This window comes from Hymenobacter sp. BT559, from assembly GCF_017571525.1.
GTDB lineage: Bacteria > Bacteroidota > Bacteroidia > Cytophagales > Hymenobacteraceae > Hymenobacter > Hymenobacter ginsengisoli.
Genome location: NZ_JAGETY010000001.1, coordinates 134,058 through 156,244 on the forward strand (window position 1 = coordinate 134,058; position 22,187 = coordinate 156,244).

The 22,187-nt window shown below is 63.2% G+C and carries 15 protein-coding genes and 1 tRNA gene; 11 read left to right on the top strand and 5 right to left on the bottom strand.

Annotation, left to right across the window (positions count from 1 at the left end):
- Window position 1 precedes the first annotated feature (1 nt).
- The 4 genes from J4D99_RS00505 (at window position 2) to J4D99_RS00520 (ending at window position 4,732) form a co-directional block, all read left to right on the top strand.
- Entirely contained in the window at window positions 2–580 is a 579-nt protein-coding gene (locus J4D99_RS00505) for an RNA polymerase sigma factor (RefSeq protein WP_208129739.1), read from the top strand.
- A gap of 1,130 nt (window positions 581–1,710) precedes the next feature.
- Complete coding sequence (locus J4D99_RS00510; protein ID WP_208129740.1) at window positions 1,711–2,361, top strand: hypothetical protein; 651 nt, start codon at window positions 1,711–1,713, stop codon at window positions 2,359–2,361.
- Window positions 2,362–2,433: 72 nt separating this feature from the next.
- A complete protein-coding gene (locus tag J4D99_RS00515) occupies window positions 2,434–3,372 on the top strand; it encodes a hypothetical protein (protein WP_208129741.1) in 939 nt (312 codons plus the stop codon).
- A 148-nt stretch (window positions 3,373–3,520) separates the two neighbouring features.
- A complete protein-coding gene (locus J4D99_RS00520) occupies window positions 3,521–4,732 on the top strand; it encodes a DUF4394 domain-containing protein (RefSeq protein ID WP_208129742.1) in 1,212 nt (403 codons plus the stop codon).
- A gap of 75 nt (window positions 4,733–4,807) precedes the next feature.
- On the opposite strand, the gene proS is transcribed toward J4D99_RS00520, so the two are convergent.
- Window positions 4,808–6,283 (bottom strand): proline--tRNA ligase, encoded by a 1,476-nt coding sequence (gene proS / locus J4D99_RS00525; RefSeq protein WP_208129743.1) that lies wholly within the window; start codon window positions 6,281–6,283, stop codon window positions 4,808–4,810.
- Window positions 6,284–6,540: 257 nt separating this feature from the next.
- Between proS and J4D99_RS00530 the strand changes: the two genes are divergently transcribed.
- Both J4D99_RS00530 and J4D99_RS00535 read left to right on the top strand, forming a co-directional pair.
- A complete protein-coding gene (locus J4D99_RS00530) occupies window positions 6,541–7,872 on the top strand; it encodes a hypothetical protein (protein ID WP_208129744.1) in 1,332 nt (443 codons plus the stop codon).
- A 91-nt stretch (window positions 7,873–7,963) separates the two neighbouring features.
- Window positions 7,964–9,595 (top strand): OmpP1/FadL family transporter, encoded by a 1,632-nt coding sequence (locus J4D99_RS00535; RefSeq protein WP_208129745.1) that lies wholly within the window; start codon window positions 7,964–7,966, stop codon window positions 9,593–9,595.
- A gap of 83 nt (window positions 9,596–9,678) precedes the next feature.
- Here J4D99_RS00535 and J4D99_RS00540 read toward each other — a convergent pair whose 3' ends face one another.
- The 3 genes from J4D99_RS00540 to prmC all read right to left on the bottom strand — a co-directional run bounded on the left by J4D99_RS00540 (window position 9,679) and on the right by prmC (window position 12,920).
- The gene (locus J4D99_RS00540) at window positions 9,679–10,650 is read right to left on the bottom strand and encodes a hypothetical protein (protein WP_208129746.1); all 972 of its coding nucleotides are present in this window, start codon (window positions 10,648–10,650) and stop codon (window positions 9,679–9,681) included.
- 207 nt (window positions 10,651–10,857) lie between these two features.
- Window positions 10,858–11,955 carry an alkene reductase gene (locus J4D99_RS00545; RefSeq protein ID WP_208129747.1) on the bottom strand — a complete coding sequence of 366 codons (1,098 nt, stop codon included), beginning with the start codon at window positions 11,953–11,955 and terminating at the stop codon, window positions 10,858–10,860.
- 107 nt (window positions 11,956–12,062) lie between these two features.
- Window positions 12,063–12,920 (bottom strand): peptide chain release factor N(5)-glutamine methyltransferase, encoded by an 858-nt coding sequence (gene prmC / locus J4D99_RS00550; protein ID WP_208129748.1) that lies wholly within the window; start codon window positions 12,918–12,920, stop codon window positions 12,063–12,065.
- Window positions 12,921–13,051: 131 nt separating this feature from the next.
- Between prmC and ribD the strand changes: the two genes are divergently transcribed.
- Window positions 13,052–14,113 carry a bifunctional diaminohydroxyphosphoribosylaminopyrimidine deaminase/5-amino-6-(5-phosphoribosylamino)uracil reductase RibD gene (gene ribD, locus J4D99_RS00555; RefSeq protein WP_208129749.1) on the top strand — a complete coding sequence of 354 codons (1,062 nt, stop codon included), beginning with the start codon at window positions 13,052–13,054 and terminating at the stop codon, window positions 14,111–14,113.
- Window positions 14,114–14,171: 58 nt separating this feature from the next.
- Here ribD and J4D99_RS00560 read toward each other — a convergent pair whose 3' ends face one another.
- Window positions 14,172–15,059, bottom strand: a complete 888-nt coding sequence (locus J4D99_RS00560; RefSeq protein ID WP_208129750.1) for a TerB family tellurite resistance protein — start codon at window positions 15,057–15,059, stop codon at window positions 14,172–14,174.
- Window positions 15,060–15,329: 270 nt separating this feature from the next.
- On the opposite strand from J4D99_RS00560, the gene J4D99_RS00565 reads away from it, so the two are divergent.
- The 4 genes from J4D99_RS00565 to J4D99_RS00580 all read left to right on the top strand — a co-directional run bounded on the left by J4D99_RS00565 (window position 15,330) and on the right by J4D99_RS00580 (window position 22,181).
- Window positions 15,330–15,407: transfer RNA gene (locus J4D99_RS00565), tRNA-Val, on the top strand.
- Between the two features lie 331 nt (window positions 15,408–15,738).
- On the top strand, window positions 15,739–16,416 hold the full coding sequence (locus J4D99_RS00570) for a response regulator (RefSeq protein WP_208129751.1): 678 nt from the start codon (window positions 15,739–15,741) through the stop codon (window positions 16,414–16,416).
- Window positions 16,413–17,675 (top strand): sensor histidine kinase, encoded by a 1,263-nt coding sequence (locus J4D99_RS00575; RefSeq protein WP_208129752.1) that lies wholly within the window; start codon window positions 16,413–16,415, stop codon window positions 17,673–17,675. The genes J4D99_RS00570 and J4D99_RS00575 overlap by 4 nt, the downstream gene beginning before the upstream one ends.
- 96 nt (window positions 17,676–17,771) lie before the next feature.
- On the top strand, window positions 17,772–22,181 hold the full coding sequence (locus tag J4D99_RS00580; protein ID WP_208129753.1) for a CusA/CzcA family heavy metal efflux RND transporter: 4,410 nt from the start codon (window positions 17,772–17,774) through the stop codon (window positions 22,179–22,181).
- Window positions 22,182–22,187: the final 6 nt, after the last annotated feature.

A 22,187-nucleotide genomic window follows, 5' to 3' on the forward strand; every position in this document is an offset into this window, starting at 1 on the left:
TATGGCTACTTCTGTTTCTGCGGTTTCTGAGGCTCTGCTGGCGGCATGTCGCCGGGGCGAGGAAGCGGCGCAGTTTCAGCTCTACCAGCTGCTCTCGCACCAGCTCATGGGCGTGTGCCTGCGCTACTGCCCTAGCCGGGCCGAGGCCGAGGATGCGCTGCAAAACACGTTCGTAAAGCTCTTTACCCGCCTCGACCAGTACCGGGCCGAGGGTCCCTTCGAAGCTTGGGCGCGGCGCGTGGCGGTGCGCACTTCGCTGCACGCGCTGGCGCAGCACCGCCTGCGCTACCCTGGTGGCCACGGCCCTAGCGACCTCGACGACCTGCCCCCCGACTTACCCAGCCCCGAGCCCTCGGCCCTCGACGAGCTCGCCGTGGCCGACCTGCTTCAGCACTTGGCGGCCCTGCCGCCCGGCTACCGTGCCGTGCTCAATCTCTACGCCATCGAAGGCTACTCGCACCCCGAAATCGCGCAGCTGCTGGGTATTGCCGAGGGCACCAGCAAATCGCAGCTGGCCCGTGCCCGCCAGCTGCTGGCCCAACGCCTGTGTGTAGCCAAACCCAAGCTCTGTCAATCATGAACGAACCGGTTAACCTTCCGCCCAATGCCCCCCGTGACCCGCTGCTGGATGCCCTGCGCGAGCGCCTGGGCGACTACGGGGCGCCCCCGCCGCCCGGCGCCTGGGCAGGCATCCGGCAGCGCCTGCCGGCCCCGGTGCGGCCGTGGTGGCGCCGGCCGCGCCGCCTGCTGCCCTTGCTGGCGCTGCTGCTCGGACTTACGGTCACGACCGTGGCCGTGCGGGTGTGGCGAGGGCCGGCGAACTTATTGTCTTCATTAACAACGCCGAAGCCCGAAGCCAAGCCTTCTACTCATAGCCCCGGCAGCATACAGGTTGCAGGGCCTTCAACTAAAGCAACGAGTCACTCTACAAGCCTTTCGAAAACGTCGGCTATCATCCAAGGCAAGTGGAACCAGTCACGCAAGGCAACAAAAGGGCCGGCCGGGGATACTACTGTCTGCCGCTTAGCGACTTCTAACAGGTCTGCGAAGCGCGAGCCTCACGCAGCAGAATTAACGAACGCTTTGCCAGTCGCATCCGACGCTTCTGCTAGTACTTCCAGGCCTTCGGCAGCAGCCGCATCGCAGCCAACCCACGGTCGACGTCTAGTAAGCAAAGCAATTACAGCCAGGTCATTATCTAAGCCTGAAACCACAAATCGCACGATGCTCCCGGCGAGCAGGCAGCTAGCCCAGCGTTCGAAGCGTCGTACCAAACTGGCAGTAGCAGCTACTACCAGCTCAGCAGGGGCTAGTCGCTTCGTCGGAACCACTGCCGGGCGACATGCGCAGAAACGCCGAGTGATTATTAGAGAACCTCGGGGCAGCTTGTTGGCTATTGCCAATCACCGTTATCAGCCAGTAGCTGCCCGGCCTCGCCAACGGGTGGAGCCAGGCTTGGGCCCAATGGCGCCCATTATTTTAGCAAAGCAAAAACGCTCTTTCGGACTAAGCTCCCCTCATCCACGCGCCGTTTCTACGCCCAGAGACCGTGTCGCGTCCACCCAGGCAATACAAACGGAAGAAGCCTTGCAGCCCGTTCGAGCCGCGGAGGAACTGGCGCTAAACCCTGTAGTGCTGCGGCAGCCGCTGCCAGCTTCACTACCGCCCCCTTTAGCTGGGCTGCCTGACTCCCTACCTCCCCCGCCCGCCTTGCGGCGCTGGGCACTGCTGGCGATGGCCGGGCCTACGCTTAGCTACCGCACTCTGGGTGCCACTTCGCCGCCTGCAACTACGGCCACCCGGCCCGATTTTGCCCACCTTGAGCGGCCGGCACTGGGCTTCGGGGCCCAAGTGCAGGTGCAGCGGGTGCTTTCGGGCCGCTGGGTGCTGGCCATGGGCCTGGGCTACCAGGAGTATGCTACACGCTTAGCGCTGCAAGTCCATACTGACTCTACTGCCATGAGCGTGCACCAGCGCGATACCTACCGGCTGCTCACGCTGCCCATGCAGCTAGGCTATGCCCTGGGCGTGCCTCGCGGTCAGCTAGCAAAGGCGTTGCTTATGGGTGTCGAGCTAGGGTGGTATCAGGGTGGCCGCAGCACCGAAGGCAATGCCTGCGGCTGCGAGCAAACTACTTACGCCGCCAGTGCTAGGCCCTATCGGCCATTGACATTGGCCCTAAGCCTCGGCCTCGACCTGCGCTACCGCTTGGCTGGCCCAGCTGGGCGCTGGCGGTGGGTAGTGCAGCCTACTGGGCGCTATGTGCTCACGCCTTTTACGCAGGCTAATGTGGCGGGCTTCACCGCTCGCCAGCCCTTCAGCTTAGGCCTGCTCACGGGCTTTTCCTGGGATATCCGCTAGAACCGAAGCAGACCGGCCGGCTGCTTCGATTTAGGGGAAGCTTCCTCACATTTTCTCCTCTCCTGACTCACTATGACTCGTTTAGTTTTTTTACTTGGCGCGGCTGGGCTACTGCTGGCTGCCGGCTGCCGTAAAGACGATTTGGTAGACTGCGCACCCGCCACGTCAACCTCTCATCTCTCCCTTGCCGATTTTACCCGGCGCAACAGCGTAATCTCCCAATCGTTCAGCTTGAAGCTGGACAGCAGCCGCACCATTACTACCGCGGGCAAGGCGCAGTTTACATTTCCGGCAGCCAGCTTTTTGCTGCTTACCGGAGCCGTGGCGACGGGCACGGCACGGGTACAGATACGCGAAATCTATACGGTGCCCGACATGGTGCTGGCCAACATGCCCACCGATGTTGTGCGGCGTGGCGACATGCTGGTATCGGGCGGCGAGTTTAACATTCAGGTATGGCACAACGCAGAGCGTCTGCGCCTTGCTGCCGGGCAAACCGTTAGTGTCCAGTCGCCTATCCCGACAACCCAGGATACTACGCGCCAATACGTGTGGAAGCAGCCGGCTACTGTGCTGGCCTCCGACAGCGCCGGCTGGCAGTGGGCTAGTGCTCAGCGGGTGCAAAGCCTGCCCGGCCTCTACCGGGCCTCGCTGCCGCTCGATTCTATTGGCTGGTGGAACATCGACCAGTTTTGGCACGCGTACAAGGTGGCCGGCGTGACCACCGTAACAGTGAAAACGACTGCCACGGCCGCTGGCGAAACCCGCGTGTATCTGCGGCCGGCAGGCTACAATGGGCTTATGAAGCTGTGGCCAAATACCACGACGGGCACCGATTGGCAGAAAAACGTGCCAGCCGGCGCCGACATGGTCGCCGTAGTGCTGCAGTCAGTCAATGGGCAGCTCTACTATGGCACGCAGCGCTTTACGGTCAGTACCGGGCTTACCGTCACCCCACCCGTCGCGGCCGTGAGCGAGGCCGAAGCTGTGCGGCTCATCCGGCAGCTATGAGCTTACTCGAAGAGGTTGACAATAGGGCTAACCGAAAAGCCCTCCTTTTTCTGCGCAGCATCCTGTTGATACCTGCAAAGCCGCTCTAGGCTAAAAACGCACTTCTCGCTTCGTTGCCAGACCCTTTTACCTCTTTTCCTACTCAGCTATGCCTCATTTATTTCCTTTTCGCTCAAGTGCTTGGCTCAAGCTTACTCTGGCCTTGCTACTGGTTAGCAGCCTAGCCAGCAAGCCACTGCTGGCCCAGACCATCTATGGCCTAGAAGTAAGTTATGGCAATAAAAACGTAAGTCTATTCTCCTTCAAGGCAGCAAACCCCGGCACTATTCTCACGCAGCGGCCTATTACGGGCGTGGCCCCAGGACAAGTGTTAGTAGGGATTGACTTCCGTCCAGCTACTGGCGAGCTGTATGCGCTCGGCTATGCCGCTGATATACAAGAGGCTCAACTATATACGATTAACCTAGCCACCGCAGCAGCCACACCGGTGAGTGCCAGCAGCTTTGTACTAGCGCTAGGGGCAGGCACTACGGCCTTGGATGCGGCCCGCATTGGCTTCGATTTTGACCCCGTGGCCGACCAGGTGCGCATTACCAGCAGCGTAACGCAGGCTAGCTTGCGCCTATCGCCGGCCTCGGGCAATGTGGTAGCTGCTGATGCCGGCTTGGCCTATGCTCCCAACGACCCTTATGCAGGTACTAAGCCTGGAGTAGGCACAGTGGCTTATACCAATTCGTACGCGGGAAGCCGTAGCACGCAGCTATATGCTGTAGATGAGTCGGTTAATCAACTGTTGCAGTTGGAGCCAGGTACTGGCGCCCTCCGAACGGTCGGGGCAATCGGCTCCTTCTCGTACGCCTACAACCCTAATAAAGACCTTGATTTTTACTATGACCCCACCACATCGACCAACGCAGGTTATTTGTCCTTTTCAGGCAATGACCCTTCCGGCGGCTTTGCCACCCTGTACCGCGTAGATGTAGCTACGGGGCGGCCTTCGCTCATTGACTGGATTGGGCCGACCGGGGGACGTTACGAAGTGTACGACATTGCGGTAGTGCCCGCCGCCGTTACCTTGGCCACGCACCCAGCCGAGCTGGCCACCAGCCTCACGCTCTTTCCCAATCCGGCAGTTGGCACTGTCAGGCTGCGTTTTGAATTGCCCCATACGGCTCATGTGCAGCTCACTGTGCGTGATGCCTTTGGCCGCACTACTGATACGCTCGATGCAGGCTTGCTAGCCCCCGGCACGGAGGGCCTAACTTGGCAACGCCGCCAGCTGGCATCCGGTGTGTACTTCTTTCAACTAAGCTTTGATGGCCAGCCGGCAGGCACCCGCCGGGTGCTGTTAATAGAATAGCTAACCAGACATAAAAAAGCCCTCCGTGCTAAGACGGAGGGCTTTTTTAAGCACTCTCTACCATCCTAAACGCTACTAGTAGGCCCTAGCAAACCAGGCGCGGCGCTGGCTGGGCCGGCCGGTCACGATGCACACGCCGTCCTCGTCGGGCTCGTTGAGGGGCAGGCAGCGCACGGTGGCTTTGGTTTCGTCCTTGATGCGCTCCTCGGTTTCGGAGGTGCCGTCGTAGTGGGCCACCACGAAGCCGCCTTTGCCGTCGAGCACCGCCTTAAACTCGTCGTAGGTTTCGACGCGGGTAGTGTGGGCGGCGCGGTAGTCCTTAGCTTTTTCGTAGATGTTCAGCTGAATGTCATTCAGTAGCTTATCTACGCTGTCTACCACGTCGGTTAGGGGCAACTGCAGCTTCTGCTTGGTATCGCGGCGGGCAGCCTCTACGGTGCCGGCGTCGAGGTCGCGGGCCCCGATGGCCAGGCGCACGGGCACGCCCTTCATCTCCCACTCGGCAAACTTGAAGCCGGGGCGCTCGGTATCGCGGCTGTCCACTTTCACCGAGATGCCGCGCTGGGCTAGCCCCTGCTGAATGGGCCGGATGCGTTCGAGCAGTGCATCCAATTCGCCGGTCTTGTATATCGGAATAATCACGACCTGAATCGGCGCCAGCTTGGGCGGCAATACCAGCCCCTCGTCGTCGGAGTGGGCCATAATGAGTGCGCCCATCAGGCGGGTGCTCACGCCCCAACTCGTGCCCCATACGTACTCCAGCCCGCCCTCTTTGTTGGCAAACTGCACGTCAAACGCCTTAGCGAAATTCTGGCCCAGGAAGTGGCTAGTGCCAGCTTGCAGGGCCTTGCCATCCTGCATCAAAGCTTCGATGCAATAGGTGTCTTCGGCACCGGCAAAACGCTCATTGGGGGTTTTTACGCCCTTCACCACGGGCACGCCCATGTGCTCTTCGGCAAACTCGGCGTACACGTCGAGCATCTGGCGGGTTTCGGCCACAGCCTCGGTAGCGGTGGCGTGGGCGGTGTGGCCTTCCTGCCACAAAAACTCGGCGGTGCGCAGAAACAGGCGCGTACGCATTTCCCAGCGTACCACGTTGGCCCACTGGTTGATGAGCAGCGGCAGGTCGCGGTAGCTTTGAATCCAGTTTTTGTAGGTGCTCCAGATGATGGCTTCCGAGGTGGGGCGTACAATCAGCTCTTCTTCGAGCTTGGCGTTGGGGTCAACGCGCAGCTTGCCCGGCCGGTCGGGGTCGGTCTGGAGGCGGTAGTGGGTTACCACGGCGCACTCCTTGGCGAAGCCTTCCGCGTTTTTTTCTTCGGCCTCAAACAGGCTTTTGGGCACAAACAGCGGGAAGTAGGCATTTTCGTGGCCGGTGCGCTTAAACATATCGTCGAGCTGGCGCTGCATCTTCTCCCATATGGCATAACCATATGGCTTTATGACCATGCAGCCGCGCACGGCAGAGTTTTCGGCGAGGCCGGCGCGCTTCACCAGCTCGTTGTACCAGGCCGAATAATCTTCCTGGCGGGTAGGCAACTTTTTGCTCATAATTGCATCTAAAGACCAGCAGCCGGGGCTAGCCGACTGTGGTATGGGTTTTGTATCAGTAACTTTATCGGGGAGGCACCGTTTTGGGGCGAAATTACGTTATAGTAGTGCGCGCCCGCGCGGAGGGCTTCAGATTTAGAGTTGAGCGGTATCTTTTCGGGCCAGTTGCCAGGCCCTGGTGTTCACCTAGCCTCCATTCGCTACGCAGTTATTTTACTAACCCACTCAGCCCCGCGCTGACTTCTCATTTTTCAGCCATGAAATCCCTGCTCACCGCTACTTTGCCGGCGTTAGTGCTTCTCGCTTTGGGCGGATGCGCTACCTCCGGGGCGCTGACGACCTCCACGGAGAACGACGGCGTGTATTACTCTTCCAGCGACCACACGACCAGCTCGGCCCCGTCGTACGTCGGCAACTCGGGCACTATCCCGGCCCGTGCCCTCGACGACACAACGCCCGCCACGGCCGCTACCACCGACGATGCCAACCCCGACTACCAGGGCGGCACCACGCAGGGCGGCTATGCCGCCAGCACCGACTACTACAGCAATACCTACAACAGCGGCCTGAGCTACTATACCCCTAGCGGGTTTAACCAGCCCTACACCGGGCCGGGCGTAAGCTCCTACAACTACACGCCCGCCGTGTCGGTGTCGCCCTATGGCTACGGCTCGCCCTTCGGCTATGGCGCCGGGCTAGCCATGGGCTACGGCTATTCGCCGTTCAGCTATGGCTTTGGCTCGCCCTTCGGCTACGGCTACCCCTACGGCGGCTTTTATAATCCCTTCTACTCGCCCTTTGGCTACGGCGCGGGCCTGAGCATTGGGTTTGGCTACGGCTTCGGCGGCTTTGGCTCGCCCTATGGCTTTGGGTATTCGCCCTTTGGCTATGGCTATGGCTATCCCTACGGCTACTCGTCGTTCTACGGCCGGGGCTATGGGTATGATGCCGGCTATGCTCGGCCAGTTATTTATACCCGGGGTGCGGGCGTAAGCTCGCCGGGCACGAATGCCGTGCTGTACGGCTCGCGCAACAACCGCGGCGGTGCCGTAATGAACGCGGCGCCCAACCCCAACGCCGTGAACATTGGCAGTGGCCGGGGCTCTTACACCGGCAATGCCGTGGCGCTGCCCGGCAATGGGGCCGGTGCCCCGGTTATGGCTGCGCCTACGGGCCGGGGCGGCCGGGCCGTTACGTTTGGCGATGCCACGGGCCAGCCCACCTATTCTACTCCGGCTAGCCCCGGCAGCCCGACTGGCAATGCAGTGCCCACTACGGCTCCGGCGGCCGGGCGCCGTGGGTTCTTCAGCGGCTTCTTCGGAAACGGCAGCACCCCTAATCCGGCGGCCCAGCCCGCCACGGCCGGCCAACCGGCCAACAACGGCGGCTACGGCAGCCGGCAGCGCAGCTACGGCCAGCCCACGTATAGCAATGGGCAGCCCAGCTACAACCAGCCGCAACGCAGCTATAGCCAGCCCACGTATAGCCAACCGACTTACAGCCAGCCCAGCCGCTCGTATGGCGGCAGCTTCGGCGGTGGCGGTGGCGGCGGGGGAAGCTTCGGCGGCGGTGGCCGCGGCCGCCGCTAGGCCCGCTGGCAGCACGCTTGTTGCTCTTACTGCTTGATTTTACTCGAGCCGGCCCGCCGGGCCGGCTCTTTTTTGCCCCTACTTTTTTCTTATGAAGCACGCATTTATGGGCCTGGCTGCTATGCTGGGCGGTTTTCTGACGATTAGCCACGCGGCCCACGCGCAGGGCGGCTACGCCAACGATGCCCTGCTTTACATGCGCCAGAACCCGGCCGGCACGGCCCGTACGCTAGGGCTGGCCGGGGCCAACGTGTCGCTAGGGGCTGATTTTGGCAACCTGACCAGCAACCCGGCGGGCCTGGGCTTCTTTACTAAGTCAGAGGTGAGCCTGACGCCGGGCGTGGGCTTTGGCACCACTAACGCCGTGCAGGCCACCAACTCGGCCGCCGTGGGCAACAACTTTCCCTCACTCTCTCAAACGGCCAACAGCTTTCACATTGCCAGCGCCGGCCTGGTGTTTGCCAACCGCCGGCCCGACAGTGACAACACCAGCGACTGGCGCGGCGGCAGCTTCGCCCTCGGCTTCACCCGGCTGGCCGACTTCAACCAGGGCCTGCACTACCAGAACTCGACCGACGATAATCACTCGTTCTTTCAGCGCCTGCGCGAGCCCTACAATAACGGCGACTATACCAGCGCTGAGTACCAGAGCAACGTGCAGGATATTTATAATCAGTACAATACCCACACGTATACCAATATCGACGGGCTAGCCTACGGCACGGGGCTCGTGGACCAGGTAGAGGTGCCCAACCCCGGCACGGGCTCGGCCTCGACCCAGACTGTTTTTCGGGTAGGCAGCCCGGCGCCTACCAATGACCCCAAGGCCTCGGCGGCCCTGCGCGCGGCGCGCAAAGGCGCCATCACCCAAACCGAGGACATTCTGACCAAGGGCTCGCTCTCGCAGTTTGACCTGGGCTACGGCGGCAACTACCGCGACCGGCTCTACATCGGGGGGGGCGTGGGCATTGTGTCGCTCAACCGCACCCGCAACAGCACGTTCAGCGAAAGCTCGGCCGGCCAGCAGGATTTTATGTCGACCGACTACCTCAAAACTACCGGCACCGGCATCAACGCCCGGCTAGGGGTCATTGTGCGGGCAGCCGATGCCCTGCGCTTCGGCGCCTCTATCCAGACGCCCACCTACATCCGGCTCACCGAGCAGTACAGCACAAGCCTTACTGCTAATACACTATACGCCGCACAGGGCACCACGGCTTCGCTCAGCACCCAGCCGGGCACGTTTGAGTATAGCGTCACCACGCCGTTCCGGGCCAATGGCGGCGCCACCGCAGTGCTGGGCAAGGTGGGGTTCATCACCGCCGACGTGGAATACGTGGGCTATGCGCAGGCTAAGTTTAACACCACCGATGGCAGTAGCGACCAGGGCCTGAACGATGGTAACGCCAACATTGCCAACAACTACCGCAGCGTGGTCAATTTTCGGGTGGGTGCCGAAGCCCGCCTCGATGTTTTCCGCCTGCGGGCCGGCTACGCTTATTATTCTTCCCCCTACCAATACAACGCCATCGACCGCAGCCAGCAGTACTATTCCGTTGGCGCGGGCGTGCGTACTAAGAGCTTTTTTGTAGATGTAGCCGGCCTCTACCTCACCGGCAAAGACCAATACCAGCCCTACTCGCTAGCCTACGTGGCGCCGCCCACCGTGAACCAGACTACCAACCGCTTCACGGCTAGCCTCACTGGCGGGCTGCTTTTCTAAGGCAATCGGATTGACCAGCGGCTATCAAAAAAAGCCTCTCCTTGCAAAAGGAGAGGCTTTTTTTGATAGCTAGCGGGCTTTTGTTAGTAGCGCCGCCGCTGCTTGGCTAGCCGCACTTCGAGCTGCAAGCCCACGCTGCTGGTGCCATTGGGCACACTGCGCACCAGCAGCAGGCCATATACGTATAGCGGCCGGACGCCCTGGGGCCGGGTAGCCCGGAAGGCGTAGACCTGGTTGAGGGCCAGCGCCGGCAAGTAGGCGCGGCCCGCGCCCGTAAACTGACTCTGAATCGTAATGGTATCCTGAGCGCTCGTAAAATCGGTGGCCGAGAGGGCCGTGAGGCGAAAGCGGGTGCTGCTACGTCGGGCCGCGGGCCAGCGGGTGTCATTGAGGAGCTTACCCAGCGTATCGGGCGATGCCAAACGCAAGCCGTCGGGCAAGACCACGACGTCCGTCTTCTGTTGCAGCTCGGCATTGGGCGCGCTGCCTACCACGGAGTAGGCTGGCAGGGCTAGCCCCGATTTGAGGTCGATAAACCGCCGGGCACCCACGCCGCTAGCCGGCACGCGCAGCTTGAGCGTGTAGTCGTGGTAAACGGCCAGCGAATCGGAGCGGCGCACCGATAGCACAAACGCGCGCGCCGACGTATTGCCGTCTTTGTCAGTGGCCGTGAACGTCCAGCGCTCGGTGCCCGCGGTAGTGCGCACGCCAAACACCGGCGTGTACAAAAAATCGGTGCCCGTGAAGGTCGAGTCGAGGTATGTCACCTCGGGGTCGGCCGGCACGTTGTTGAAAAATGCCGTAATGGGCGTGGGGTACGCAAACGGCTCGCGCTGCGGCGTATACGTCACCGTAGCCCGAAAATGCTGCAAGGTATTGCTGCCGTTGGCCAGGGCGTAGAGGTTGGTGGCCAGGGTATCGCCGGGGGCCACGTTGGTTTTATTGCCCGTGGTGAAGCGCGACGAGCCCACAAAATAGAGGGCTAGCGGGCCATTGGTTTTGGCCCCGCAGCCCGCCAGCAAACTCAGCCCTAGTACCACAAGTAGCAAACGCATACGCACACAGCAAAAACAGAAAGTTTGGCAAAGGTCGGCAGGCGCGCCCACCCGTGGGCTAGCCCCGCCCTGCGGCCCCTAACGTTCAGCCCTCGTTACTTATTCCGCACTGCGCTGGCTTTCTGCCGGGGTAGCTTTTCACAACTAAAAAGCGCGCCTGCGGCTAAGGCCACAAGCGCGCTTTTTTGTGTGTTACTGCGCAGAAGCCTACTTGGTAGCCGCCGGGTAGTCGATGTAGCCTTTGGGGCCGGCCACGTAGAAGGTGTTGCGGTCGCCAGGGGCTAGCGGCACGTGCTGGGCAAAGCGCGCCACGAGGTCGGGGTTTGAGATAAAGAGTGTGCCGTAGGCCACTAGGTCGGCATCGCCGTCGGCGATTACCTTGTTGCCCTTGTCTTGGTCAAAGCCGCCGTTGATTATGAGCGTGCCCTTGTACAGGGGGCGGTAGCGCTTGGCAATGTGCTGCTCGGCAAACTCGTTCTTACTCACATCAGTAAAGGGCTCCGACAAGTGCAGGTAGGCTAGCCCATAGTCGTTGAGGCGCTTGATGATGTAGTCGAACGTAGGAATAGTTTCGGCGTCGAGGGTCATGCCAAACAGGCCGTCGAGCGAGGGGTTGAGGCGGGCGCCCACCTTGCCCAGGTCCACGCCGGCCGCCTTGATGCCGTCGAGCACTTCAAACAGCAGGCGGGCGCGGTTCTCAATCGAGCCGCCGTACTCGTCGGTGCGGTGGTTGCTGGTGCCGTTGAAAAACTGGTGAAACAGGTAGCCGTTCGACGAGTGAATCTCCATGCCGTCGAAGCCGGCTTCGAGCGCATTCTTGGCGCCCTGCACAAAGTCCTGCACCGTTTTCTTGATTTGGGCCACCGTCATTTCGGCCGGGGCCACGGTGTCTTTCATGCCACTAGGGGTGTATACCTGGGCGTGGGGGTTGAGCGCCGAGGCCGAGAGCGGCAGGTTGCCATCGAGCAGGTCGGGGTGCGAGATGCGCCCCACGTGCCAGAGCTGCACAAAGATTTTGCCACCGTGCGCGTGCACGGCGCTCGTAACATTCTTCCAGCCAGCTACTTGCTCGGGCGTGTAGATGCCAGGCACATTGATGTAGCCTACTGCTTCGGCGCTCACATACACGCCTTCCGAGATGATGAGGCCGGCCGTGGCGCGCTGGGTGTAGTACTCCACCATCAGGTCGTTGGGCACGTTGCCGGGGTTGTCGGCGCGGCTGCGCGTCATGGGCGCCATCACCACGCGGTTGTTCAAATTCAGCTTATCGGAGTGATAAGGGGTCAGGAGCGGTTGCTCAGTCATAAGTCGGGTCAGAAAAATTGGCAGATAAATGCCTTCCGTTGGAAAGCGCTTTATAAGCCCCTGGCCCACCCGTTTGTTTGATGTTGCTACACTATTTCTGCACTCCCTCAGCGCCGCACGGCCCGCACGAAGCGCGGCCGCCCCAGAAAATCGTCCACCACCACCACCTGCTCAAAGGCATCCGGCTCATACAAAGCGGCGGTTTCGGGCCCTAGCGCCTCGTTGATTTCCAACCACATACTGCCACCCGGTTGCAACAGCTGCCGCCCCACTCCGGCCAGCCGCCGGTAAAAAAGCAGCGGGTCATTATCGGGTACAAAGAGCGCGGTGGCCGGCTCCCAGGCCAGCACGTTGTCGCGCATCAGCGGGCGCTCGTTTTCGCGCACATAAGGCGGGTTGCTCACCAGCAAGTCGAGGCTGGCCGGTGCCAGCCCCGCTGGCAGTGCCTGCAGAATATCGACCTGCTCAAACCGCACGGCCGGCGCATAGCGGGCCGCATTGCGCCGGGCCACGGCTAGGGCCTCAGCCGAAATATCCACGGCCAGTACCTCCGGCGCCGCGAGCTCGCCAGCTAGCGCAATGGCCAGGCAGCCGCTGCCGGTGCCCACATCGAGCAGGCGCAGACCCCGGCGGCCGGTGTGGGCGCGGGCTATCAGCTGCACCAGTTCCTCGGTTTCGGGGCGCGGAATGAGCGTGGCGGGCGTCACCTCCAGCTCCAGCCCGGCAAAGTGGGCCATGCCCAACACGTACTGCACCGGCTCGTGGGCCAGCAGGCGCGCTTGCAGGGCCGGCAGCTGGGTCAGCACGGCGGCCGGCACCGGCGCGGCAGCCTGCATGCGGAGCTGCAGTGGCGAGAGGCCCAGCAGGTGCTCAGCTACCAGCGCCGCCACGGCCTGGGCCTCAGAGGCTGGGTAAATAGCCTGCAGGGCGGCGGCGAGGCTAGCGGTGAGTTGCTGGGTAGTCATGCGGGCGCAAAGATGGCCGGTTGACAGTGGAGATGCGGAAGGGCCAACCGCGAAATATCCTCTGCCGGCCGTCAAATTCCTCCCTGGCGAATAGCTTTACGGCTAGAACCGCGCCGTTTTTATCCTGCTCTATGGCTTTGCTCGACGACTCGTTTTTTATGCGCCGCGCCCTCGACCTGGCTATGCTGGGCCGCGGCCGCACCCGCCCCAACCCGCTCGTGGGCTGCGTGGTAGTGGGCCCCGGGGGCGATATTATCGGCGAAGGCTACCACCAGCAGTACGGCGGCCCGCACGCCGAAGTAAATGCCCTGGCCAGCGTGGCCGACCAGGACCTGCTGCGCCAGAGCCGCGTGTTTGTGACCCTGGAGCCCTGCGCCCACCACGGCAAAACGCCGCCCTGCGCCGACCTGCTCATTGCCAAAGGCGTGCCCGAAGTAATAGTCTGCAACGACGACCCCAACCCCCTGGTAGGCGGCCAGGGCCTGGCCAAGCTGCGCGCCGCTGACATTAAGGTGAGCACTGGCCTGCTGGCCGACGAAGGTCGCTGGCTCAACCGGCGCTTTTTCACGTTTCAGGAAAAGCAGCGCCCGTATTTGGTGCTGAAGTGGGCTGAGTCGGCCGATGGCTTTTTAGCTGGCCCACACTTTCAGCAGGTGCAGATAAGCGGCCCGCAGGCTCAGCTGCTCACCCACCAGTGGCGCACCGATGAGGCGGCCATCCTGGTAGGCACGCGCACAGCCCTGCACGACAACCCCCGCCTGAGTGCCCGCGAGTGGCCCGGCCCCCAGCCCACGCGCCTCGTCATCGACAAAAACCTGGCCCTGCCCCCAAGCCACCACGTGCTCGACGGTTCGCAGCCCACCATCATCTACACGCACCGCGAGCGGGCCAGCCGCCCCAACCTCGACTACGTAAGGCTGCCCTTTGCCCCGGCCGGCGCCCCCCCCTCGCCCGACCTGCTGCCCGCCGTGCTGGCCGACCTCCATGCGCGTACTATTCAGTCGGTGCTGGTAGAAGGCGGCCCCACCGTACTCAACGCCCTCATCAACAGCAACGTATGGGATGAAATCCGGGTTTTTCGCAGCACCAAGCGCCTCGAGCGCGGCGTATCCGCGCCCCGGCTAGGCCTGCGCGGCTGGCAAAGCCACGAAAAGGTGGGCGCCGACGACCTCTTCACCTACCGCAACGCCTAACAAAAAGGCCCTGGCTATACGTCAGGGCCCTTTTTGTTAGGCGTTGACCAAGGCAGGCCTAGCGGCCAAACAGGCCGCCGAGCAGGCTACCCATGCCGCTGCCAAAAATACCGCCACCGCCCGCGCTGGCCGGCTGGGCATTGGGCCGGCCACCCAAGCCGCCGAGCACCGACATTATGGACCCTAGCCCGCTGCCGCCCATCGAGCCCTGCTGCGGGTATTGGCTGGTATCAACGCTTTGCTGCTGACTATTACCGCCACCCAGCACGCCGCTCAACAGGCCGCCGCCGAGCAAGCCGCCCAGCATACCCCCTAGCGAGCCGCGGCCTCCTAGCGTACCCATAGCCCCGCTCAGCAGGCCGCCCATCGAGCCGCTGGGGCTTTGCCCCTGGTTGCTGCCGCCGCCCATCACCCGCGAAATCACCATCGGGGCCACCACGCCCAGCAAGCCCGCCATCAGGGCGCCCTTCGGGATGCCTACGTTGCTGAGCTTGTCGCCGATGCCGCTCAAAAATCCTTGTTTATTGGGGTCCTGGGGGTCATGAGGCACGTTAGCGGCCTGGTCTACCACGTTTTCCAGGGTTTGCTTCTGCTCGGGGTTGATGCCGAGGTAGGCAGCCATTTTGCCCACCATCTCTTCCTCGCCGGGCGAGTACGTGCCATCGGCGCGGGCCAGGCTGATGAGGTCGGTCACGAGTGAGTAGCGCAAGTCGCTGCTCTTGAGCTGGTCGAGGCTCTGCTGCACGGTCTGATTATTGGCGCTGTCGGCGGCGGCCAGCACCTGCCGGGTAGCGTTTTGCGACAAGCCTGCCTGCTGCGCCAGGCGCTGCAAAAACTCGGCCTCGGGGGCCGTGGCCTGGCGGTCGGCCGTGGCCAGGGCTGCAATGGCGCTGAGGTAAGCGGTTTTTTCGGGCTCCGAATAATTTTGAAGCAGCTGCGTTTCCATGAAAGAAAAGGATAAAGTGAGAGAAGAAAAAGGACCTTGCCGGCTGCCCGCCAAGTCGGGTCTGCTAACGGCTCCGCGCCTTTAGTGTTGCCCAAGTAGCCCCCAGCTCCGCTTGCAGCTCTCTTTTTATAAAATTTTTATGGCTGACTGCTAATTTTTTATCCCTTCCGCCCCGCACAGCAGGCGTCTTTTTTCAACACTGCGCTTGGCTATTCCGAAAAAAGCCCTCATCTTTGTACCACCAAAACGGCAATTGCCGCTTGGCAAAAAGGGAGATTAGCTCAGCTGGTTCAGAGCATCTGCCTTACAAGCAGAGGGTCACTGGTTCGAACCCAGTATCTCCCACCACTGGTAAACAGCCACTTAGTAGCAATACTGAGTGGCTGTTTTGTTTTTGGTGCATACAAGATTCTTACAGCTTTACGCTAGCGGCCATATACTCGGTCGTACACTACCCCTCCGACATACTGGCCGGGTTGGGTTGCGGGTCTGGTTAGAGACCTGTAAATGCCCTTCGCCCGCGCCACGTGCGAGGCAAGCTCGGCTCTAGTGCCACGGACCGGCGGCACCCCTGACGCGGGAAACGCTGCCAGCGATGAGTGCGCGACCCTAGCGGAATTGCCACCCGCCAGTCCTATTAATGTCGTAGCTTGGACCCTATCAACCGGAAGACAGCCCTGTGAAAATCCTTATCGTGGAAGACGAGCCTACCCTGCGCTCCTCGCTGGCCGACCACCTGCGGCGCGACGGCTACCGCTGCGAGGAAGCCAGCACCTACGCGCAGGCCCACGAAAAAATCAAGCTCTACCACTACGACTGCGTGCTGGTGGACTTGACCCTGCCCGGCGGTACCGGCCTGGGCCTGGTGCGCACGCTCAAGGCCGATAACTCGCCCGCCGGGGTGCTCATCCTCTCGGCTCGCGGGGCGCTCGATGACAAAGTCAAGGGCCTGGAACTCGGGGCTGACGACTACCTGACCAAGCCCTTTCACCTGGCCGAGCTGACGGCCCGGCTCCACGCCATTCTGCGGCGCCGGCAGTTTCAGGGGCACAACGTCGTGCGCTTTCGGGATTTGACCGTGCTGCCCGACCGGGCTCAGGTGCTGGTGGGCGGAAACCTGGTGCCGCTGACCCGCAAGGAGTACGAGCTGCTGCTTTACTTTCTGACGAACCCCAACCGCCTGCTCACCAAGGAGAGCATTGCCGAGCACCTGTGGGGCGACGCCGCCGACACGGCCGACTCGTTCGATTTTATTTACAACCACCTCAAAAACCTGCGCAAGAAGCTCCAGGAGCAGGGCGCGCCCGACTATATCCGCACGGTGTACGGCCTGGGCTACGAGCTGCACAGTGAATGAAGCTGCTAGCTACCACCACCCGCTACTACCTGCTGCTAGCGGCCCTGCTCTGCGCCGTGGGCACGGCCGCGCTCTACGCCGGGCTGGTGTGGGCCTTGCGCACGGAAACCGAGGAAAAGCTCGTGACCGAGCAGGGCTACCTGACGCCCATCCTGCAGCGCACCGGCCGGCTGCCCCCGCCGCTGGGCGACCAGCGCCGGCTGAGCCCCCGCCCCCGCCCGGCCGGCTTTGACGACACGCTCGAATTTGACCCCGTGGGCCGCCGCTGGGAGCCGTTCCGGCAGCTGCATTTTCCGGTGCAGGTGCGGGGCGTGACGTATTGGGTGACGCTGCGCAAGTCGCTGCTCGAAAATGACAGCCCGCTAGGGGTGGTGCTATTGGTCATGGCCACGGTGCTCCTCGGCCTGCTGCTGAGTCTGGTAGCGCTCAACCGCTGGCTGTCGGGCCGGCTCTGGCAACCTTTTCACCGCACGCTGGCCGCCCTGCGCGGCTACGAATTGCAGGGCCAGCCCGCCGCCCTTGTGCTGCCTGCTACGCCCATTGAGGAGTTTACCGAGCTAAACCAAGCCCTGACGCAGCTGAGTGAACGGCTGGCGGCCGAGTACCAGTCGCTGAAAGAGTTTACTGAAAATGCGGCCCACGAAACCCAGACGCCCCTAGCCATCCTGCAAGCCACGCTGGAGCGGTTGCTTCAGCTAGGGGCGAGCGACGCCAAAATGGCCCCGCTGCTGCGCGATGCCTACGGAGCCACACGGCGCCTCTCGCGCCTGCACCAGGGCCTGACGCTGCTCAGCAAGATTGAGAACGGCCAGTTTCCGGGGGCGGTGGCGCTGCACCTGGCCGACGTGGTGACCGAGCGGCTGGCGCTGCTGGAAGAGCTGCTCAGCGGCAAGGAGCTGCGCCTCACCGTGGAGGCCGCCGACCCGCTGCCGGTGCGGATGCACCCGGCCCTAGCCGAGTCGCTGGTCGGCAACCTGCTGCAAAACGCCTTCAAGCACAACCACGTGGGCGGCTCCCTGGCGGTGCACCTGCGCGGCGGCGTGCTGGAAGTGCGCAACACCGGCTCGGCGCCCACCGGCGACCCGGCCCGCTACTTCGAGCGGTTTCAGAAGCAGCAGCCCGGCTCGGCTTCGCCAGGCCTGGGCCTCTCCATCGTGCAGCAGGTGTGCCGCTACTACGGCTTCGGGCTGCGCTACACCTACGAGCCTACGGCAGGGCTGCACGTGCTGCAAGTGAGCACCCGGCCGGTTGCGCCATAGGCTCCGCATAGAATTGGCTTGTAGCCTTGCACCGGCAAGGGCCGAGCCGGCACCTGCCCACGGGGCATCACCCCGCTGCCACGAACTGCCGCGCGCATGTTTGATAGAATCATTCACTTCTCCATTCACCATAAGCTGCTTATCGGCTTTCTGGTGGTGCTGCTCGTGGCCTGGGGCGGCTACGCTCTCACGCAGCTGCCCATCGACGCGCTGCCCGACATCACCAACAACCAGGTGCAGGTCAACACCCTCTCGCCTGCATTGGCAACGCAGGAAATCGAGCAAACCGTCACGGTCCCCATCGAGCTGGCGATGGCCAACGTGCCCGGGGCCATCGAGGTGCGCTCCATCTCGCGCTTTGGCCTCTCCAACGTCACCATCGTCTTCCGCGAGGACGTGGACCCTTACCGGGCCCGCCAAATGGTGAGCGAAAAGCTGCAGGAAGCCATTCAGCAGATTCCGCCCGGCTCCGGCACGCCCGAGCTGGCGCCTATCAGCACCGGGCTGGGCGAAATCTACCAGTACGTGCTGCACCCCGCGCCGGGCTACGAGCGGCAGTTCAGCCCCATGGACCTGCGCACGCTGCAGGACTGGACCGTGCGCCGGCAGCTGGCCGGTATCCCCGGCGTGGCCGAAATCAACGGCTTCGGCGGCTACCGCAAGCAGTACGAGGTGGCCGTGAACCCGCAGCGTCTGCGCCAGGTAGGCATCACCATGAGCGAGCTGCTGACGGCCCTGCAGGGCAACAACCGCAACACCGGCGGCGCCTACATCGAGAAGGGGCCTCGGACCTACTTTATCCGGGGCCTGGGCCTGGTCAAAAGCCTGAACGACGTGGCGCGCACGGTGGTAGTAGTGCGCGGCCGCACGCCCGTGCTGGTGCGCGACGTGGCCCAGGTGCGCTTCGGGTCGGCCGTGCGCTACGGGGCCATGACCCGCAACAATGAGGGCGAAGTAGTGGGCGGGGTAATTCTCATGCTCAAGGGCGAAAACTCCAACCAGGTGGTGAGCCGCGTGAAAGAGCGCATGGCGCAGGTGCAGCGGTCGCTGCCGAAAGGCGTTATTATTGAACCGTTTCTGGACCGCTCCGACCTGATTAGCCGGGCCATTCACACGGTTACCAAAAATCTGGAAGAGGGCGCGCTGATTGTGCTTTTCGTGCTCATCCTGTTTCTGGGCAACTGGCGGGCCGGGCTGGTGGTAGCCTCAGTCATTCCGCTGGCCATGCTATTTGCCATCAGCCTGATGAACTTGTTCGGCGTGTCGGGCAACCTTCTCTCGCTCGGGGCCATCGACTTCGGGCTGATTGTAGACGGGGCCGTGATTATCGTCGAAGCCATCGTGTCGCGGGTGGCCCACGGCCGCCCCGCCGGCTCGCCCGAGCTGACGCGCGACGAGATGAACGCGGCCGTGTACGAGTCAGCCAGTCGCATCCGGCACTCGGCCTCATTCGGCGAAATCATCATTCTGATGGTGTACCTGCCCATTCTGGCGCTGGCCGGCATTGAGGGCAAGATGTTCCGGCCGATGGCCGAAACGGTGGCCTTCGCCATCGTGGGGGCGCTGCTGCTCTCGCTGACCTACGTGCCCATGATGGCCGCGCTAGCCCTGAGCCGCAAGGCCGACACCAAGGAAACCTTCTCCGACAAGCTCATGGCCCGCGTGCAGCGCAGCTACGCGCCGTTGCTGGCCCGCGCGCTGCGCCACCGCTCCCTTGTACTCGGGCTATCCGGCGTACTGCTGGTGGGAGCTTACCTGCTGTTTCGTACCCTAGGTGGGGAGTTTATCCCGACCCTGGATGAAGGCGACCTGGCCATCGAGATGCGGATGCCCAATGGCACGGCCCTTGGCCAGACGGTAGCCGCCACGGGGCAGGTGGGGGCCATCCTGCGCCGGCAGTTTCCCGAAGTCACGGGTGTGGTGAGCCGCATCGGGGTGGCCGATATTCCTACCGACCCCGACCCCATTGAAGTAGCCATGGTCACCATCCTGCTTAAGCCCCGCGCCGAGTGGACCTCGGCTGCAACCCGCGACGAGCTGGCTACCAAGATGAAAGAAGCCCTGGAGGTATTGCCGGGCGTAGACTACCAGTTCTCGCAGCCCATCCAGCTGCGCTTCAACGAATTGATTTCGGGCGCCCGGCAGGATGTGGCTGTCAAGATTTACGGCGAGGACCTGGCCCGGCTGGCGGCGCTCGGCCAGCAAGCCGCCGCGCTTATCGCCACCGTCCCGGGCGCGCAGGACGTGGCGGCCGAGCGTACGGCCGGCCTGCCCCAAATCACGGTGAACTTCAACCGCGACCGGCTGGCGCAGTACGGCCTGCCCGTGAGCGAGGTCGCCGACGTGCTGGCCACGGGCTTCTCCGGGGCCACGGCCGGCACGGTGTACGAGGGGGCCAAACGCTTCGACCTGGTGCTGCGCCTCGACTCGGCCCACCGTACCAGCATCGACGACGTGCGCGCCCTGCCCGTGGCCCTGGCCGACACCAACCAGGTGCCGCTGAGCGAGGTGGCCCAAATCGAGCTGAAGGATGGCCCAGCCCAGATTTCGCACGAGGACGGCAAGCGTCGCATTACGGTAGGCCTGAACGCGCGGGGCCGCGACGTGCAAAGCGTGGTGCAGGACATCCAGCGGGTGCTGGCCCAAAAGCTGCCGCTGCCCCCTGGCTACTACCTCACCTACGGCGGCCAGTTCCAGAACCTGGTCGAGGCGCAGCAGCGGCTCAGCATTGCCGTGCCCGTGGCGCTGGCACTGATATTCAGCCTGCTGTTTTTCACCTTTAGCTCCTTGAAAGAGTCGCTGTTGATTTTTACGGCCATTCCGCTTTCGGCCATCGGCGGCGTGGTGGCGCTGTGGGCGCGGGGTCTGCCGTTCAGCGTCTCGGCCGGGATAGGCTTCATTGCCTTGTTCGGTGTGGCCGTGCTCAACGGCATCGTGCTCATCGGCGAGTTCAACCGCCTCGAAGCCGAAGGCGTGCACGACGTACTGGAGCGCGTGCGCCTCGGCACGGCGGCCCGCCTGCGGCCGGTGGTGATGACGGCCGCCGTGGCCTCGCTGGGCTTTTTGCCGATGGCTTTGTCCAACACGGCGGGGGCCGAAGTGCAGCGCCCGCTAGCCACGGTGGTTATCGGCGGGCTGGTCACGGCCACGCTGCTTACGCTGGTGGTGCTGCCGGTGCTCTACAGCTTGTTTCTGAAAGGTGGGCGGGGCACTCCGCCTGCCCCTACCCCTGCTGAGGATGCTGCCGTTCCGCCAGCTCCCGGCGGCGGGCTAGCGGCGGGCGGAATGGTCCTACTGCTGGTGGTGGGGAGCGCGCTGCTCGCCCAGCCGGCGGGGGCGCAAACCCTACCTAGCGCGCCGGCCGCAGCAACACCCCTGACGCTGGATGCCGCCCTCGGCCAGGCACTGCAGCGCAACCCCGGTCTGCAGAGCGCCACCTACTCGGTGCAGCAGCAGCAGGCCCTGCTCGGTACGGCCCTGGAGCCCGGCCGCACCAGCCTCAGCTACGGCTACGAGGACAACGCCGCACTGCCCGGCAATAAAACCTATGGCGTGGGCCAGAGCCTGGAATTTCCTACCGTGTACGCGCGACAGGCCCAGGCCCTGCGCCAGCAGGTGACCCTGAGCGAACGTAGCCGCGCGCTCACCCAAGCCAGCCTACGCCGCGACGTGCAGGCGGCCTACCTGCAGCTGGCCTACGGGCTGGCCCGGCTGCGGCTGCTGACTAATCAGGACAGCCTCTACCGCGACTTTGCCCGGGCCGCCGCCGTGCGCTATAAGCTCGGCGAGGCGTCCTACCTGGAGCAGGTGTCGGCCGCCGCTAGGGCCCGCGAAGTCGAAGTGGCCCGCCGCCAGGCCGAGGCCGACCGCCGCATTTTTGAGCGGGAGCTGCAACGCGTGCTGGGCGCGCCGCAGCTAGTAGCCCTGCCGGCCAATGCCCTGGTGCGGCTGCCGCGCCCCCCGGCCCTGGCTGATACGGCCCAGGGCCGCGACAATCCTACTATTGCCCTGAGCCAGCAGCAACTGGTGGTAGCGCAGGCCCAGCAGCGAGTGCTCAAAGCCCGCAACCTGCCGGACTTCTCTGCCTATTACAACCGCCAGACCCAGGCCGGGGAAGGCGGCTTCTATGGCTACGGCGTTGGCCTGAACGTGCCCCTCTTTGCCCGGGCCCAGCGCAGCCGCACCCAGGCCGGCGCGCTGGCCATCAAGGTGGCCGAAGCCGACCTGGCCAACGCCCGCAACAACGTGCAGGCTGCCCTGGCCCAGCAGGTGCAGCAGGTGGAGAAAGCCGACGAGGCCCTGCGCTACCTGGAAAGCGCCGGCTTGCAGCAGGCCCGCGAAATCGTGCGCGTGGCCAAGAAAAGCTACCGCGCCGGCGAAGTTGGCTACGTGGAGTACGTGGCCGCCCTCACTCAGGCTTACGGAATTCGCGGCCAGTACCTCGAAGCGCTGAATCAGTATAACCAAAGCATTATTACCCTGACCTATCTGCTGGGCGCCAACTAACAACGG